This is a genomic window from Kitasatospora sp. NPDC001683, from assembly GCF_053596495.1.
The window spans coordinates 1-15,090 of record NZ_JBSFGK010000138.1 but is presented as its reverse complement, the minus strand read 5'-3'; the positions used below and the strand labels follow the sequence as shown (position 1 = coordinate 15,090).

The window sequence follows — 15,090 nt, the reverse complement described above, 5'->3', positions numbered from 1 at the left end:
GGAGGCCCGGCCTCCCGCCCCTTCGACGTTCGTCGGGGACTACTCCTGCTTCTTGCGCCGGCTGCCGAAGACGATCTCGTCCCAGCTGGGCACGGTGGCCCGGCGGCCGGGCCGGACGCCGTCCGCCTCGGCCTGCCGGTCGGTGGTGCCGACCAGGCGCTCGCGGTGCGGGGCGACGGCGCGCGGCATCAGGATGTCGGCGTAGGCCGAGCCCGCGCCGACCGCCGGGGCGGCGGCCGCGGCCGGCTCCTCGCTCTCCTCGGTGACCTCGGCGGGCACCGGTTCGATCGGGGTGGGGCCGCCGACGGCGAGGTCACCGCGGAAGGCGGGGACGACGTCGAGCAGGCTGGTCAGCGAGTCCCGGGACTCGGCGGTGGCCTCCCGCGACTCGCGGACCTCGCGAGCCGACATGATGCGGTCGGCGGACGGCCGGTCGATCATCGGGCGGGGCGGCCGGTCCTGGGGGAGCCGGGCGATCCGCGGGATGAACGGGAAGACCGAGTCCTCCTCGCGCTCGACGGTCTCGCCGATCAGTGCGCGGGCCTCGTCGTCGTTGGGCTGGACCAGGCGCCGGGGCGGGTCGTACGTCCAGGACGCGCTGCGGCCCTCGCCGTCGGCACGGTAGGAGAGGATGACCTCCCAGGTGCCGTCGTCGCGCCGCCAGGAGTCCCAGCGCTCGGTGTCCTTCTCGGCGCCGCGCAGCGCGAGCCGCTCGGCCACGGCCTCGCCGAGCTGCGGTCCGGGGGACTCGCCGTTGCGGCGGATGGCGGTCTTGCGGGCGCGCTCGGCCATGAAGGCGCGCTCGGCGAGGACCGGCCCTTCGAAGCGGCGGACGCGGTCGACGGAGATGCCGGCGGCCTGGGCGACCTCCTCAGCGGAGGCACCGGCTCGTATCCGGGCCTGGATGTCCCGGGGGCGGAGGTGGCTCTCGACCTCGATCTCGATCTGGCCGAGGCGCGGCCGGTCGCCGCGGATGGCGGCGCGCAGCCGCTCGTCGATGGGGAGGGTGTACTCCGTGCTGTCGGCAGCCTTGAGCACCAGCCGTGTGCCGTCGTTGCTGACGGCCACAACCCGCAGTTCGGGCACGGTTACCTCCCGGGTGGTGCCTGCCGACGTCACCTGCGTCGCTGCTCCCGTACTGAGTGTGGCCTGCCCACTCGCGACTGGCCACAACCTTGCTGAGTTCCCCGGCGTGTCGGGCATACGCCCGGGCACACCAATGTGGCACGGTTGCCTTTTTGCCACGTCATCCGTCGACGTCGCGCCTGGGTGTCCCGGCCGTCCTCGCACGCGGAGTGTTCGCGACGATCCGGGACCGGCGTCGCCGTGCGTGCCCGTTCAGTGGCTCTTCGTCAAGCTGCCGGTGTAGGCACAGTCGACAAGTCGACCCAAGGCTCGGGCTTTACGAACAGTACTCCATTCGTGGCATCCGGAGGGGCGGCTCGCCGCTCAAGTCTCCCGCGATTCACGGGAATCTCAAGAGCGCGCGCCCCAGCGGCGGACCACCGCCGGATGAACGGTGATCATCTTCACACAATCCGGGCGCGCAGAACCGCATTTTCACCCCTTGTGTCCTTCTTTGGGCAAGATGGAGTGGCTTGTTCGAGTAAGAGTCGTACGGACCGAGGGATGTTGATGTCGGAGCGGAGCCCCGCCGAGGAGGGCGGCAAGGAGGAGCGCAAGCGGATCGATCTGAGTGTGGCCCAGGTCGCGGCGAGTGCGTTGGCCGCGGTGGTGGGCGCGCTGCTCGCCTCCGAACTCGGTGTGTACGGCACGATCATGGGCGCCGCGGTGGTCAGTGTCGGGGCCACCACCGGCGGCGCGGTGTTCCAGCACCTGCTCAAGCGGACCGGCCAGCAGCTGCGCGAGGCGGTGGACCGCGGGCCGAACCAGACCGTGAACGCGCTGCGCCAGGTGCCGGCGGAGCCGGAGCACCCCGCGCGGGAGCCGGCCGGGCCGCCGGTGATCACCTCGGAGTGGAACGAGCCGACGGTGGTGCGGGCGCGCCGGCGGTGGGGCTGGAAGACCTACGCGGCGATGTCCGGGCTGGTGTTCGTGCTGGCGATGACGCCGATCGTGGCGTTCGAGCTCGCCACCGGGCAGCCGGTGTCGGCGACGGTGAAGGGCGAGTCCGGCAACGGGACGTCCTTCGGTGGTGCGGTGACGCCCAGGTCGTCCACCCCGCAGGACGCTCCGGTGGACCGGCCGTCCACCGGGGGCGGCGGGCGCGGCCCGGAGGCCACGCCGTCCGGCGGCGCCTCGGCCCCGGCGACCACCCGGCCGAGCCGGGAGCCGAGCCCGACCCCGAGCGGCGGCACCGGCGAGCACGGCGGCGCCGCCTCCCCCTCGGTGGTGCCGAGCGCGAGCCCGTCGGCCGGCGCCTCCCCGTCGGCGGGCGGCGACGGCAGGCCCACCGGCGGGGCGACGTCGCGGCAGCCGGTGCCGGGCGACGCCGCGGCGCACACGACGGTGGCTCCGCCGGCCGCCGGGACCCCGGCGCCCTAAGCCCCCAGCACGCGCCGCAGGTAGTCGTTGCCGAAGAGGCGCTGCGGGTCGACCTCGTCGCGCAGCGCCGTGAAGTCGCCGAAGTGCGGGTAGACGCTTGCCAGGTACTCGGCGTCGCGGGTGTGCAGCTTGCCCCAGTGCGGGCGGCCCTGATGGGCGGTCATCAGCTGTTCCACGCCGGTGAAGTAGCCCTGGTCGCGGGTGCCCCGGTAGAGGTGGACGGCGATGTAGGCGCTGTCCCGGCCGGAGGCGGTGGACAGCCAGAGGTCGTCGGCGGGGGCGAAGCGGACCTCGACCGGGAAGCTGACCTTCCAGTCGGAGCGTTCGACCAGGGCCTTCAGCTCGCGCAGCACCTCGGCGACGGCAGCGCGCGGGACGGCGTACTCCATCTCCACGAAGCGGACCTTGCGCGGGCTGGTGAACACCTTGTGGGCGGTGTCGGTGTAGCTGCGGTCGGACCAGGCGCGGCTGGCGAGCGAGGCGATGGCGGGGATGGAACCGGGGAAGCGGCGGCCGACCCGGCAGGCGCCCTCCCAGACGGTGTTGGAGAGGAAGTCGTCCTCCAGCCACTCCTTGAACCGGGGCAGCGGGGCGGCCGGGCCCTGGCTGCGGTTGTTGCGCTTGGTGGAGCAGCGGTCGGTGTGCGGGAACCAGTAGAACTCGAAGTGCTCGTTGACGGCGGTGAGGTCGTCGAGGCGTTCCAGCACCTCGTCGAAACCCATCGGCTGCTCGTGCGCGGTGAGCAGGAAGGCCGGTTCGACGCCGAAGGTGAGGGCGGTGATCACGCCGAGGGCGCCGAGGCCGAGTCGGGCGCCCTGGAAGAGCCGGGGGTTCTCGGTGGGGGAGCAGCGCCGGACGGTGCCGTCGGCGAGGACGATCTCCAGGGCGCGGATCTGGGCGGCGAGCGAACCGGAGTCGCGGCCGGTGCCGTGGGTGCCGGTGCTGGTGGCGCCGGCGACGGTCTGGACCTCGATGTCGCCCATGTTGGTGAGGGCGAGGCCCTCGGCGGCGAGGATCCGGTTGAGGCGGCTCAGCGGGAGGCCGGACTCGACGGTGATGGTGCCGGCCTCGCGGTCGATCTCGCGGACGGCGGTGAGCGCGTGCGGGCGCACCAGCAGGCCGTCGCCCGGCGAGGCGATCGCGGTGAAGGAGTGGCCGGAGCCGACGGCCTTGACGCTGCGGCCCTGTTCGGCGGCGCGCAGGATCTCCCTGGCCAGCTCCTCCGCGGTGCCGGGGGTGGCGGTCCGGGCCGGCTGGGCGCCCTGGTTGCCGGCCCAGTTGGTCCACCGGGTGCGGGTCGCGGTGCTGGGCATTGCGCTGCCTCCTGCTCCGTGGCCGAACGGGGTCGGCGCCGCCCTACCCGCGGGTAGGGCCGTGGGTAGGGCGAGAGACTAGTCAGTTCACCGTTCGGCGTCTACGGGTCGTTCGACCGCTTCCGCTTGCTCGTTCGCGGTGACTCCGGCGCGCAGCCGGCCGAGTCCGGTCAGTGCGACGAGCACCCCGAGGGCACCGGCGGTCAGCGGGACCCAGTAGCCGGCCGAGGCGCCGGAGGCGTCGACCACCCAGCCGCCGACCGAGGAGCCGAAGGCCACGCCGAGGGCGAGCCCGGTGGTCGTCCAGGCCATGCCCTCGGTGAGCTTGGCGGCCGGGACGAGCCGTTCGACCAGGGCCATCGCGGAGATGAGGGTGGGGGAGATGGCGACGCCGGCGATCAGCAGGGCGGCGCCGGCCGCGACCAGTCCGCCGACGCCGTGCACGGTGGAGGCGACGAGCAGGATGGGGATCATGCTGAGCGCCATCATCACCACGCCGACGAAGAAGCGGGTGGACAGCGGGCTCCTGGGCTTGAGCGCTCCGTAGACGACGCCGGCCAGGCCGGATCCGACGGCCCAGACGGCCAGCACGAGGCTGGAGAGCCCCTTGTGCCCCTGGGCGTCGGCGAAGGCGACGGTGACGATCTCGACCGAGCCGAAGATCGCGCCGGTGGCGACGAAGGTCAGCACCAGGACGATCAGACCGCCGTTGAGGATGGCGCTGCCGCCGCCGTGGGCCGAGGCCGGATGGACCGGCGGCTCGGTACGGCGCTGGGCGGTGAACAGGGCGATGCCGGCGGCGAGCGCGATGACGGCCACGAGGACGCCGGACTCGGGGAACACGTTGGTGGCCAGGCCGATGGCGAGGATCGGGCCGACGATGAAGCAGACCTCGTCGACGACGGCCTCGAAGGAGTACGCGGTGTGCAGCTTGGCGGCGTCGTCGCGGTAGAGGTGGGCCCAGCGGGCGCGGACCATGGCGCCGGCGCTGGGCATGACGCCGAGGCCGACGGCGAACAGGAACAGCGTCCAGGACGGTGCGTGGAAGTGGGCGCAGAGCAGGAGCCCGGCCGCGGCGGTGACGGTGAGCGCGGTGGCCGGGAGGGCGACGCGGCGCTGCCCGCGGCGGTCGACCAGCCAGGAGACCGCCGGGCCGAGCGCCGCGGCGGCGACCGCCATCGTGGCCGAGACCGCACCCGCCAGCCCGTACGACCCCGTCAGCTGGGAGAGCATGGTCACGATGCCGATGCCGGCCATGGAGATCGGCAGGCGGGCCACGAACCCGGCGGAGGAGAAGGCCAGGGTGCCTGGGGCGGCGAATATTCGGCGGTAGCTGGACAGCACGGGAGCTCCGGGGCGGGGGTAAGGAACATGGCTGGCGTACACAGCTTACGTACGTTGGCAAACGGTATCTTCCGGACACCCACGCGGCCCCGGCGTCGGCCCCCGGCCCCTCAGTGGCAGGATCGGTGCCATGTCCGACGCGCGCAAACCCTCCCCCTCCGGCGCCGCCCCGTACGACGCCCTGCTGCTCCTCTCCTTCGGTGGCCCCGAGGCCCCCGAGGACGTCGTCCCGTTCCTGGAGAACGTCACCCGGGGCCGAGGCATCCCCAAGGAACGGCTGAAGGAGGTGGGCAAGCACTACTTCATGTTCGGCGGGGTCAGCCCGATCAACGAGCAGAACCGGGAGCTGCTCGCCGCCCTGCGCAAGGACTTCGCCGAGCACGGGCTGGACCTGCCGGTCTACTGGGGCAACCGGAACTGGGCCCCGTACCTGGTGGACACCCTGCGGGAGCTGGCGGCGGACGGCCACCGCCGGATCGCCGTGCTCGCCACCAGCGCCTACGCCGGATACTCGGGCTGCCGCCAGTACCGGGAGAACCTGGCCGACGCGCTGGCCGTCCTCGCCGAGGACGGCCGCCCGGCGCTGACCGTCGACAAGCTGCGGCACTTCTACAACCACCCCGGCTTCGTCGAGCCGATGATCGACGCCACCGTGACCGCCCTGGCCGAACTTCCCGAGGCCGTCCGCCCCGGTGCCCGGCTGGCCTTCACCACCCACTCCATCCCGGACGCGATGGCCGAGACCTCCGGCGCCCCGGACGACCCGGCCCGCGGCACGCCCGGCGGCGCGTACGTGGCCCAGCACCTGGAAGTGGCCCGGCTGATCGCCGCGGCCGTCGCCGAGCGCACCGGCGTGGCCGACCGGCCCTGGGAGCTGGTGTTCCAGAGCCGCAGCGGCGCCCCGCACATCCCGTGGCTGGAGCCGGACATCTGCGACCACCTGGAGGCCCAGCACGCCGACGGCGCGCCGGCCGTGGTGATGGTCCCGATCGGCTTCGTCTCCGACCACATGGAGGTCAAGTACGACCTCGACACCGAGGCCGTCGCCAAGGCCGCCGAACTGAACCTGCCGGTCGCCCGCGCGGCCACCGTCGGCGCCGACCCGCGGTTCACCGCCGCGGTGCGCGAGCTCGTCCTGGAGCGGGCCGCCACCGAGCGCGGCGAGAGCGTGACCCGCTGCGCGCTCGGCGCACTGGGCCCCAGCCACGACGTGTGCGCGGTGGCCTGCTGCCCCAACCCGCGCGCCCCCCGCCCGGCCGCCGCCGAGCGCTGACCTCCGGAGGAGAATCCCGTGTCCATCACCGCCCCGCCCGCCGACGGACTCCTCGACGACCTGCTGGACGTCGCCCTGGACGCGGCCCGGCAGGCCGGCGTCCTGCTGCGCGACGGGCGCCCCGCCGACCTCGGCGTGGCCGGCACCAAGAGCAGCCCGGTCGACGTGGTCACCGAGATGGACCTCGCCTCCGAGAAGCTCATCGCGGACCTGATCGCCGACCGCCGCCCCGAGGACGGCTACCTCGGCGAGGAGGGCGCCGAGCGCCCCGGCACCAGCGGGGTGCGCTGGGTCGTCGACCCGCTCGACGGCACGGTCAACTACCTGTACGGGCTGCCCTCCTGGGCGGTCAGCGTGGCCGCCGAGCTGGACGGCCGGGCCGTCGTCGGGGTGGTGTACGCCCCGGCGCGCGGCGAACTGTTCCACGCCGTACTGGGCCGGGGCGCCCGCCTCGACGGCCGCCCGGTCTCGGTCCGCCCGGCCCCGCCCTGGGGCCAGGCGCTGATCGCCACCGGCTTCAACTACGTCCAGCCGGTGCGGGTGCGCCAGGCCGAGGTGCTGCTGGCACTGATGCCCGAGGTGCGGGACATCCGCCGGGGCGGGGCGGCCGCGGTGGACCTGTGCGACGTGGCCGCCGGGCGACTGGACGGCTACTACGAGCGCGGCCTCGCCCCCTGGGACCGGGCGGCCGGCTGCCTGATCGCCACCGAGGCCGGTGCCCTGGTCGGCGGCCGCCCCGGCCACGGCCCGGACGGCGGGCTGACCGTGGCCGCCGCCCCGGGCGTCTACCAGCCGCTGCAGGAGCGGCTGGCCGCGCTGCGCGCCTGGGCGGACTGACCCGCGCCCCCCGTGTGGCAGGGCTTCGCACAAGCGAAGCGCCCTGGCACACGGGGGATGCCAGGGCCTGGGGTTTCGCACGGCCCCCGCAGGGCCGCTGGTGCCGGAGTACCGGCGTCGGGTCAGGCGGCGGAGCGGTGGCGCTCCAGCACGGTGTCCACACCGTGCTCGGCGGCGAGACGACGGAGGTCGTCCAGCTCGGACTGCTCCACCTCGGCGAGGAACTCGTCCCCGGCCTCGATCGCGCGGTGCAGGTCCTGCTCGGCGTTGGCTATGCGCTGCAGGATTCCGGCCTTGAAGGCGTCCATACGGGCCCCCTTACTGTGTCGGACGTGCACGGTCGTGCGCTCTCCGCCCCGAGGTGGGTGCAGCCGGTGAATGCGCCCGGGCCGACGGGTGGTGGATCTCCGGTCGGGCGCGGAGACGGCCCTTCGGCCGCTCCCGGTGACGTCCCAGCCCCAGGGCCGGCGCGGATGAACGCACGGCGGGTGGGTGCGATCGGCCAACAGCCAGATCGCGGGTGTGCAGCTGTCCTCCCCACCCCGAGGGCCGGGAAACCTCCGGACGGGAGAAAGTTGCCCGTGTCACAGTCCAAGCGGAGCGTTCCCGACACGAACGGTCACCGCCGCGGCGGCCGGCCCCTTGCCGGTCGGGCAGCTTATCGCTGCTTTACCGCAGGACCAGGCAGGATGGAGGCACCGTCGGAGCCGTGCGTCCGCTTCCGGGGCCGGCCTGGAGAAGGGACAACGACCGTGCGGGTTCTCGTCGTCGAGGACGAGCAGCTGCTTGCCGAGGCCGTCGCCACCGGCCTGCGCCGCGAGGCGATGGCCGTCGACGTGGTGTACGACGGGGAGGCCGCGCTCCAGCGCATCGCGGTCAACGACTACGACGTGGTCGTCCTGGACCGCGACCTCCCGCTGGTGCACGGCGACGACGTCTGCCGCAAGGTGGTCGAACAGGGCCTGGCCACCCGGGTGATCATGCTGACCGCCTCCGGCGACATCAGCGACCGGGTCGAGGGCCTGGAGATCGGCGCCGACGACTACCTTCCGAAGCCGTTCGCCTTCAGCGAACTCGTCGCCCGGGTAAGGGCGCTGGGCCGCCGGGCGACCATCCCGCTGCCCCCGGTGCTGGAGCGGGCCGGCATCTCGCTCGACCCCGGCCGGCGCGAGGTGATCCGCGAGGGACGCACCGTCCAGCTCGCCCCCAAGGAGTTCGCCGTCCTGGAGGTGCTGATGCGGGCCGGCGGCGCCGTCGTCTCGGCCGAGCAGCTCCTGGAGAAGGCCTGGGACGAGCACACCGACCCTTTCACCAACGTCGTGCGCGTCACCGTGATGACCCTGCGCCGCAAGCTCGGAGACCCGCCGGTGATCGTCACCGTGCCCGGTTCCGGCTACCGGATCTGACCACCGGAATCCGCCTCGGCGGATTCCGCATCGAAGAGGGGCCCGGCCCCCGGGAACCCGATCGCTGCAGCCCGATCCGCCGAGTCCGCCCCCGAGGATTCCCCGCCGTACCAGCGCCCGCCCCCGGCGGACGCCCGAGAGGACCATCATGACCACCCCGCCGAGCCCGGCCGGCGGGCCCTCCGGCGCGCCCGCCGGCGGCCCGCGCGCCGTCCCGCCCAAGCCCGTGCACCCGCCGCACCAGGCCCGGTCGCGCCAGACCGAGACCTACGTCCCCGGCGACGGCCTGCTCGCCTGGCTGCCCTTCCGCCCCACCATCCGGATGCGGCTCACCCTGCTGTACGGCGGGATGTTCCTGATGGCCGGCGTGGTGCTGCTGCTGGTGATGTACTTCTTCGTCCAGCAGTCGCTCCAGCAGGTCGGCCAGCCGCACCTGCTGCTCAACGGCATCCCCGTCCGGACGTCGGACAACCAGATCATCACCAGTCAGTCCGCGCTCGACCAGTGGCTGAACGACCAGCGGTCCTTCCAGGCCGGCCAGGCGCTCAACACCCTGCTGCGCAAGCTGCTCACGGTGCTCGTCTGCCTCGCCGTGATCGCCTTCGCGGCCGGCTACGCGATGGCCGGCCGGGTGCTGCGCCCGCTCGGCCGGATCACCCGCACCGCCCGTGACGTCGCCTCTTCCGACCTGCACCGCCGGATCGAGCTGGACGGGCCGGACGACGAGCTCAAGGAGCTCGCCGACACCTTCGACGACATGCTGGACCGGCTGGACCGCTCCTTCGACTCCCAGCGCCGCTTCGTCGCCAACGCCTCGCACGAGCTGCGCACCCCGCTGGCGATCAACCGCACCCTGCTGGAGGTCCAGCTCTCCGACCCGGCCGCCTCCCCCGACCTCCAGCAGCTCGGCAGGACCCTGCTGGCCACCAATGAGCGCAGCGAGCAGCTGGTGGAGGGCCTGCTGCTGCTCGCCCGCAGCGAGAACGAGCTCACCGACCGCCGCCCGGTGGAGTTGTCCGAGGTGGCCACCAGGGCGCTGGAGCAGACCCGCGGCGAGGCCGACAAGCGCGAGGTCGAGCTGCGTTCGAAGCTCGATCCGGCCGCGGTCGCGGGCAACGGCGTGCTGCTGGAGCGGCTCGCGTTGAACCTGCTGCAGAACGCCGTCCGCTACAACACCCCGGGCGGCTGGGTCGAGCTGGCCACCGCCACGGTGCCCGGCGGCGGCGAGCTGGTGGTCTCCAACACCGGCCCGGTGGTGCCCGGGTACGAGCTGGAGCACATCTTCGAGCCGTTCCGCCGGATCAAGGGCGCCGACCGCACCCGCAGCGACAAGGGGGTCGGGCTGGGCCTGTCCATCGTCCGCTCGGTGGTGCGGGCCCACGGCGGCACCATCGAGGCCACCCCGCGTGCCGGGGGCGGCCTCACCATGCGGGTGCGGATTCCCGCGCCGTGAGGACCCTTCTGCGCCGTTCCGCGCGGTAACGGCCCCGGGCGCCGGAGCGTTCCGTGGGCGACCGTTTCCAGCCGCCCCCGGCAGGCCTGTCAAGACGACATAAGGCCTGGCGGGGGCGGCTTGTCATTTCCGGCCCGAGCAACTTACGGTGTCGTAACCTACGCAACCGTAAGTGTGTCTGCCGGTCTGCCCCCGACGGCTCCGCACGACGCTTGCCCGCCCCACGCGCCCGTCCCGCGCGTATCCGTCCCCCAGGAGCACGATCGTGACCATCGCCCCTGTGCAGAGCAGCCCCTCGCTCGGATCGAGCGGCTGGACCGACACGCGACTGATCCTGGCCCTCGAAGAGGTCGTGGAGAAGGAGCTCAACCGCCACCTGGGCGTGGCCAAGGAGTGGATGCCGCACGAGTTCGTCCCGTGGAGCCAGGGCCGCGACTTCGACGGCGTGCTGGGCGGCGAGGCGTGGGACGTCGAGCAGTCGAAGGTGACCCCGCTCGGCCGGGTGTCGCTGGTCGTCAACCTGCTGACCGAGGACAACCTCCCCAGCTACCACCACGAGATCGCGACCATGTTCGGCCGCGAGGGCGCCTGGGGCACCTGGGTGCACCGCTGGACCGCCGAGGAGGGCCGGCACGGGATAGCCATCCGCGACTTCCTGCTCGCCACCCGGGCCGTCGACCCGGTGGAGCTGGAGCGGGCCCGGATGAACCACATGTCGGAGGGCTTCGAGTCCGACAACGCGCACAGCATGCTGCACTCGGTCGCGTACGTGGCCTTCCAGGAGCTGGCCACCCGCATCTCGCACCGCAACACCGGCAAGTTCGCCGGCGACCCGCTGTGCGACCAGCTGCTGGCGAAGATCGCCAACGACGAGAACCTGCACATGGTCTTCTACCGGAACCTGCTGAAGGCCGCCCTGGAGATCGCCCCGGACCAGGCCATGCGCGCCATCGCCGACGTGGTCACCAACTTCCGGATGCCCGGCCACGGGATCCCCGGTTTCGAGCGCGCCGCCGCGCAGATCGCCCTCGGCGGGGTGTACAACCTGCGCATCCACCACGACGACGTGCTGCAGCCGGTCCTGCGCCACCTGCGGGTGATGGAGTTCGGCGGTCTCGGCCCGGAGGGCTTGGTGGCACAGAACGAGCTGGGCGTCTTCCTGGACGGGCTGGACGCGCAGGCGCGCAAGTTCGAGGAGCGCCAGGCGGCGATCCTGGCGCGCCGGGAGGCCCGCCGGAACGCCGGCTGAGGCGCCTGCGGGGGCGCTCCCGCCGAGTGGTCGCGCCCCCCGATCCAGGGGGGCGGAGTGGGTGGATTTTCCGTGATTTGCCCCGGAAGATTCTGAATGTGACCAAGCTCACACCGTGTCGCTCCTTGATGTCGAGCAACCCCGGAGAGTGATCACCCGTTCGGGGTGCCGATCGCCGTCCGTGATCGGAATCCGGTCTGCGGGCGAACCGCAGGATTGGTCGGCCTCCCTGGTGGGCAAGGGATTTCGCGGACGCCGGTACGGCTCCCGCTCACTGTGAGTCGCCGGAAGGACGGGCACATGGTCGGTCGACGATGGCCCAGCGTGAGGCCTTCCGCGCCCCGAAGGATCACCCCAACGGAGCCCTGGCTGAGTGTCGATTGAGTAACGGGGCTTGAAGTAAGGCAAAATCTCCGCCTCGGGTCGGGCACAAGACCGACCCCCCATGCGTTACGTGCGCTGGAGATACCGCACACACCGCACAACCCGGAGGGGGAGAGCGAAAAATGGCAACCGACTACGACACCCCACGCAAGACCGACGACGAGCTCAACGAGGACAGCATCGAGGAGCTCAAGGCTCGTCGGAACGACAAGGGCGGCAGCTCGGTCGACGTCGACGAGTTCGACGCCGCCGAGGGCATGGAGCTCCCCGGCGCCGACCTCTCGAACGAGGAGCTCGCGGTTCGGGTGCTGCCGAAGCAGGCCGACGAGTTCACCTGCATGAGCTGCTTCCTGGTCCACCACCGCAGCCAGCTCTACAGCGAGAAGAACGGCAACCCGATCTGCCGGGACTGCGGCGCCTGAGCACCGCAGCGGACAGCGCCAGGCACCCGTGGCTCCCGCGGGACCGGCACAACGCTCCTTCCGGCCCCGGGCAGCGGGGCCGGACGGCAGGTCCGCGGACCGTCCTGAAGGGCGGACCCGGGAGGACGGAGTCGGCCGGCCGTGCGTCGGCCAGGACGAAGTCGTAGGGACGGTCCCGCAGCAGCGGAACCGTCCCTCTCGGTCTTTTCGGGGCCCTGTGGGCGCGCCTACGTGCGGGCGCCGCGCCGGGCCTCCTCCAGCGCCTCGGCCAGCTTCATCGGCGAGCGGGTCGACAGATAGAGGTAGGGCGTCGGGTCGGCCGGGTCGCTCACCTCGACCCGCAGCGCGGTCGGGACGTAGCTGCGCAGCAGCATGAAGGCGCGCGGATCGGCCTTCGGACCGCGCCAGGCCGCGGCCTCGGCGGGGCTCAGCGCCTGCGCGGCGCCCAGCGCGTCCACCGGGATCCGGGCCGGTCCGGCCACCAGCGAGCCCTGCACCACCCGGATCCGGGCCGAGCCGTAGCTGCTGATCGCCACCGCGCCGGCGGCGATGCCGACCACCAGGCCGACCAGCGCGGCAAGACCGCTGACCCGGATCAGGATCAGCGCGAGGGTCAGACCGACTGCGACCGGGAGCAGCCACCAGGAGCGCGGCACCGTGAGGCGTTCGTCGTACATGCCCTCCATTGTGGGCGCCCTGACGCCCGGCGCGGGACGCCACCCCCACGGGAGGCTTTGCTACCGCTGGGTAGGCTGCGAGCCGTGACCGGTACGACGACCCCCACCACCCCCACCGACCGGTCGGCGCCCGTGCTGCCGCCGACCCCGACCACCCCGACCACGCCGCCGCCGGACGCCGTGCTCCCGGAGCGCCATCCCCAGGCGCCCGCCCCCGGCACCCGCCTCGGCTCCCACTACGAGCACTGCTTCGGCTGCGGCCCCCAGCACCCCGGCGGCCTGCGGATCGACGCGGTCGCCGGCGAGGGCCTGGACGTCACGGCCGAGCTCACCGTCCGGGACGTCCACCAGGGCGGCCCCGGGCTGGCCCACGGCGGCCTGTTGACCACGGCGATGGACGAGACCCTCGGCACGCTCAACTGGCTGCTGCACGCACCCGCCGTGACCGGCCGGCTGGAGACCGACTTCCTCAGCCCGGTGCCCGTCGACTCGGTGCTGCACCTGCGCGCCTGGATCACCGGAGTGCACGGCCGCAAGATCTACAGCGCCGCCGAGGCACGGATCGGCGGCCCGGACGGACCGGTCGCCGTGCGGGCTCGGGCGCTCTTCATCCAGGTGAAGCTGGAACACTTCACCACGCACGGTCGTCCCGAGGACATCGAGAAGGTCCTCGACGACCCTGATCTGATGAAGCGCGCACGAGCCTTTGAGGTGAACCCTTGAGCGAGACCCCCCGCCCGCGGCTGGACGTCCTGATCAGGCGCATCGACCCCGAGCTGCCGCTGCCCGAGTACGCGCAGCCCGGGGACGCCGGTGCCGACCTGCGGACCACCGTCGACGCCGAGCTGGCCCCCGGAGAGCGGGCGGTGCTCCCCACCGGCGTCGCCATCGCGCTCCCCGACGGCTACGCGGCCTTCGTCCACCCGCGCTCCGGGCTGGCAGCTCGTTGCGGAGTTGCCCTCGTGAACGCCCCGGGGACGGTCGATGCCGGGTACCGTGGAGAGATCAAGGTGATCGTCGTCAATCTGGACCCGCGCGAGGGGGTCAGCTTCCGCCGAGGGGACCGGATCGCCCAGCTGGTCATCCAGCAGGTCGAGAAGGCCCGCTTCCACGAGGTGGCCGAGCTGCCTGGGTCGGCACGCGCCGAGGGCGGGTTCGGGTCGACCGGTGGCCACGCCGCGGTCTAGCATTCCCGCGGCCTCGCAGGAAGCCGAGCAGGTATTCGCATCGGTCTTGGACCGGGAAGGACAGTGACCGTGTTCCGTCGTCGCCAGAAGAGCGAGGACGCTGTCGAGCAGCTCGCCGACGACGCCATCAGCGCCGACGAGACGGCCGATGACGTCGAAGGTTCCGCCGAGAGCGAGAACGTGACCGAGCTGGACCCGGCCGACAAGGTCGGCCTGCCGCCGGCCCCGCGGCCGGACGGCCCGTGGGACCACAGTGAGCTGGAGACCCCGGAGGAGGGACGAGTCGACCTCGGGGGTCTGCTGGTTCCCGGTGTCGAGGGCATGGAGCTGCGGGTCGAGGTCGCCGGTGACGCGATCGTCGCGGCGACCCTCGTGCTCGGCAACAGCGCCATCCAGCTCCAGGCCTTCGCGGCCCCGAAGTCGGAGGGCATCTGGGGAGAGGTCCGCGAGGAGATCGCCAACGGCATCACCTCGCAGGGCGGCCTCGTCGAGGAGGAGGAAGGCCCGCTCGGCTGGCACCTCCGCGCCCAGGTCCCGGTGCAGCTCCCGGACGGCACCCAGGGCGTGCAGCTGGTGCGCTTCGTCGGGTGCGACGGCCCGCGCTGGTTCCTGCGCGGTGTGATCTCGGGCCAGGCCGCCGTGCAGCCCGAGATGGCCGGCATCCTGGAGCAGGTCTTCCGGCAGACCGTCGTCGTGCGCGGCGAGAGCCCGATGGCTCCGCGCGACCCGATCGTGCTGAAGCTTCCCGAGGATGCCCAGATGGTTGCCGACGGTGGTGGGGCGGCTGCCGCCGCCGGCGAGGGCGAGAGCCGCTACGGCTCGCTCGACCCGTTCGCCCGCGGCCCGGAGATCACCGAGGTCCGCTGACCCGCAGCGCGGCGCGTCGCATCGCCTCGCATCGCCTCGCATCGCCTCGCATCGCCTCGCATCGCCTCCGTCCGGAGCCCCGGGCGGAGGCGATTTGCATGTGGCGGGCCGGTACCCGTACAGTTCCGGAGTCGCCGCGGACGACCAGCTCGGCCGGGTCACCAGCGTCTGGC

At 72.9% G+C, this 15,090-nt stretch carries 15 protein-coding genes; 10 read left to right on the top strand and 5 right to left on the bottom strand.

Going from position 1 to position 15,090, the window contains the following annotated elements; genetic code table 11:
- Positions 1-39: 39 nt before the first annotated feature.
- The gene (sepH, locus tag ACWCYO_RS37700; RefSeq protein WP_078656954.1) at positions 40-1,119 is read right to left on the bottom strand and encodes a septation protein SepH; all 1,080 of its coding nucleotides are present in this window, start codon (positions 1,117-1,119) and stop codon (positions 40-42) included.
- A gap of 516 nt (positions 1,120-1,635) precedes the next feature.
- On the opposite strand from sepH, the gene ACWCYO_RS37695 reads away from it, so the two are divergent.
- Positions 1,636-2,505, top strand: a complete 870-nt coding sequence (locus ACWCYO_RS37695) for a hypothetical protein (protein WP_449786731.1) — start codon at positions 1,636-1,638, stop codon at positions 2,503-2,505.
- On the opposite strand, the gene ACWCYO_RS37690 is transcribed toward ACWCYO_RS37695, so the two are convergent.
- On the bottom strand, positions 2,502-3,818 hold the full coding sequence (locus tag ACWCYO_RS37690) for a D-arabinono-1,4-lactone oxidase (RefSeq protein ID WP_270143559.1): 1,317 nt from the start codon (positions 3,816-3,818) through the stop codon (positions 2,502-2,504). The two genes, ACWCYO_RS37695 and ACWCYO_RS37690, sit on opposite strands and share 4 nt — an antisense overlap.
- 87 nt (positions 3,819-3,905) lie before the next feature.
- Positions 3,906-5,162 (bottom strand): MFS transporter, encoded by a 1,257-nt coding sequence (locus tag ACWCYO_RS37685; protein ID WP_270143558.1) that lies wholly within the window; start codon positions 5,160-5,162, stop codon positions 3,906-3,908.
- A 130-nt stretch (positions 5,163-5,292) separates the two neighbouring features.
- On the opposite strand from ACWCYO_RS37685, the gene ACWCYO_RS37680 reads away from it, so the two are divergent.
- Complete coding sequence (locus tag ACWCYO_RS37680; RefSeq protein WP_449786730.1) at positions 5,293-6,435, top strand: ferrochelatase; 1,143 nt, start codon at positions 5,293-5,295, stop codon at positions 6,433-6,435.
- Between the two features lie 18 nt (positions 6,436-6,453).
- Positions 6,454-7,272 (top strand): inositol monophosphatase family protein, encoded by an 819-nt coding sequence (locus ACWCYO_RS37675; RefSeq protein ID WP_449786729.1) that lies wholly within the window; start codon positions 6,454-6,456, stop codon positions 7,270-7,272.
- A gap of 122 nt (positions 7,273-7,394) precedes the next feature.
- On the opposite strand, the gene ACWCYO_RS37670 is transcribed toward ACWCYO_RS37675, so the two are convergent.
- Positions 7,395-7,580 (bottom strand): hypothetical protein, encoded by a 186-nt coding sequence (locus ACWCYO_RS37670; RefSeq protein ID WP_270143554.1) that lies wholly within the window; start codon positions 7,578-7,580, stop codon positions 7,395-7,397.
- Positions 7,581-8,024: 444 nt separating this feature from the next.
- Between ACWCYO_RS37670 and ACWCYO_RS37665 the strand changes: the two genes are divergently transcribed.
- From ACWCYO_RS37665 to ACWCYO_RS37650, 4 genes are all read left to right on the top strand, one after another.
- Positions 8,025-8,678 carry a response regulator transcription factor gene (locus tag ACWCYO_RS37665; protein ID WP_030285473.1) on the top strand — a complete coding sequence of 218 codons (654 nt, stop codon included), beginning with the start codon at positions 8,025-8,027 and terminating at the stop codon, positions 8,676-8,678.
- Positions 8,679-8,826: 148 nt separating this feature from the next.
- Complete coding sequence (locus ACWCYO_RS37660; protein WP_270143551.1) at positions 8,827-10,131, top strand: sensor histidine kinase; 1,305 nt, start codon at positions 8,827-8,829, stop codon at positions 10,129-10,131.
- A 265-nt stretch (positions 10,132-10,396) separates the two neighbouring features.
- The gene (locus tag ACWCYO_RS37655; protein WP_270143549.1) at positions 10,397-11,380 is read left to right on the top strand and encodes an acyl-ACP desaturase; all 984 of its coding nucleotides are present in this window, start codon (positions 10,397-10,399) and stop codon (positions 11,378-11,380) included.
- A 506-nt stretch (positions 11,381-11,886) separates the two neighbouring features.
- Positions 11,887-12,186 (top strand): DUF4193 domain-containing protein, encoded by a 300-nt coding sequence (locus ACWCYO_RS37650; RefSeq protein WP_030285479.1) that lies wholly within the window; start codon positions 11,887-11,889, stop codon positions 12,184-12,186.
- Between the two features lie 227 nt (positions 12,187-12,413).
- Here ACWCYO_RS37650 and ACWCYO_RS37645 read toward each other — a convergent pair whose 3' ends face one another.
- Positions 12,414-12,863 (bottom strand): DUF3093 domain-containing protein, encoded by a 450-nt coding sequence (locus tag ACWCYO_RS37645; RefSeq protein ID WP_396238979.1) that lies wholly within the window; start codon positions 12,861-12,863, stop codon positions 12,414-12,416.
- A gap of 135 nt (positions 12,864-12,998) precedes the next feature.
- On the opposite strand from ACWCYO_RS37645, the gene ACWCYO_RS37640 reads away from it, so the two are divergent.
- From ACWCYO_RS37640 to ACWCYO_RS37630, 3 genes are all read left to right on the top strand, one after another.
- The gene (locus tag ACWCYO_RS37640) at positions 12,999-13,586 is read left to right on the top strand and encodes a PaaI family thioesterase (protein WP_270150956.1); all 588 of its coding nucleotides are present in this window, start codon (positions 12,999-13,001) and stop codon (positions 13,584-13,586) included.
- A complete protein-coding gene (gene dut, locus ACWCYO_RS37635; RefSeq protein WP_270143543.1) occupies positions 13,583-14,050 on the top strand; it encodes a dUTP diphosphatase in 468 nt (155 codons plus the stop codon). Before ACWCYO_RS37640 ends, dut begins: the two co-directional genes overlap by 4 nt.
- A gap of 69 nt (positions 14,051-14,119) precedes the next feature.
- Positions 14,120-14,917: a DUF3710 domain-containing protein gene (locus ACWCYO_RS37630; protein ID WP_270143541.1), complete on the top strand. Its 798-nt coding sequence runs from the start codon at positions 14,120-14,122 to the stop codon at positions 14,915-14,917.
- Positions 14,918-15,090: the final 173 nt, after the last annotated feature.

Coding starts and splice junctions, on each gene's coding strand:
- ACWCYO_RS37695 (WP_449786731.1), top strand. CDS start 1,636: ATGTCGGAGCGGAGCCCCGCCGAGGAGGGCGGCAAGGAGGAGCGCAAG.
- ACWCYO_RS37690 (WP_270143559.1), bottom strand. CDS start 3,818: ATGCCCAGCACCGCGACCCGCACCCGGTGGACCAACTGGGCCGGCAAC.
- ACWCYO_RS37680 (WP_449786730.1), top strand. CDS start 5,293: ATGTCCGACGCGCGCAAACCCTCCCCCTCCGGCGCCGCCCCGTACGAC.
- ACWCYO_RS37670 (WP_270143554.1), bottom strand. CDS start 7,580: ATGGACGCCTTCAAGGCCGGAATCCTGCAGCGCATAGCCAACGCCGAG.
- ACWCYO_RS37660 (WP_270143551.1), top strand. CDS start 8,827: ATGACCACCCCGCCGAGCCCGGCCGGCGGGCCCTCCGGCGCGCCCGCC.
- ACWCYO_RS37650 (WP_030285479.1), top strand. CDS start 11,887: ATGGCAACCGACTACGACACCCCACGCAAGACCGACGACGAGCTCAAC.
- ACWCYO_RS37645 (WP_396238979.1), bottom strand. CDS start 12,863: ATGTACGACGAACGCCTCACGGTGCCGCGCTCCTGGTGGCTGCTCCCG.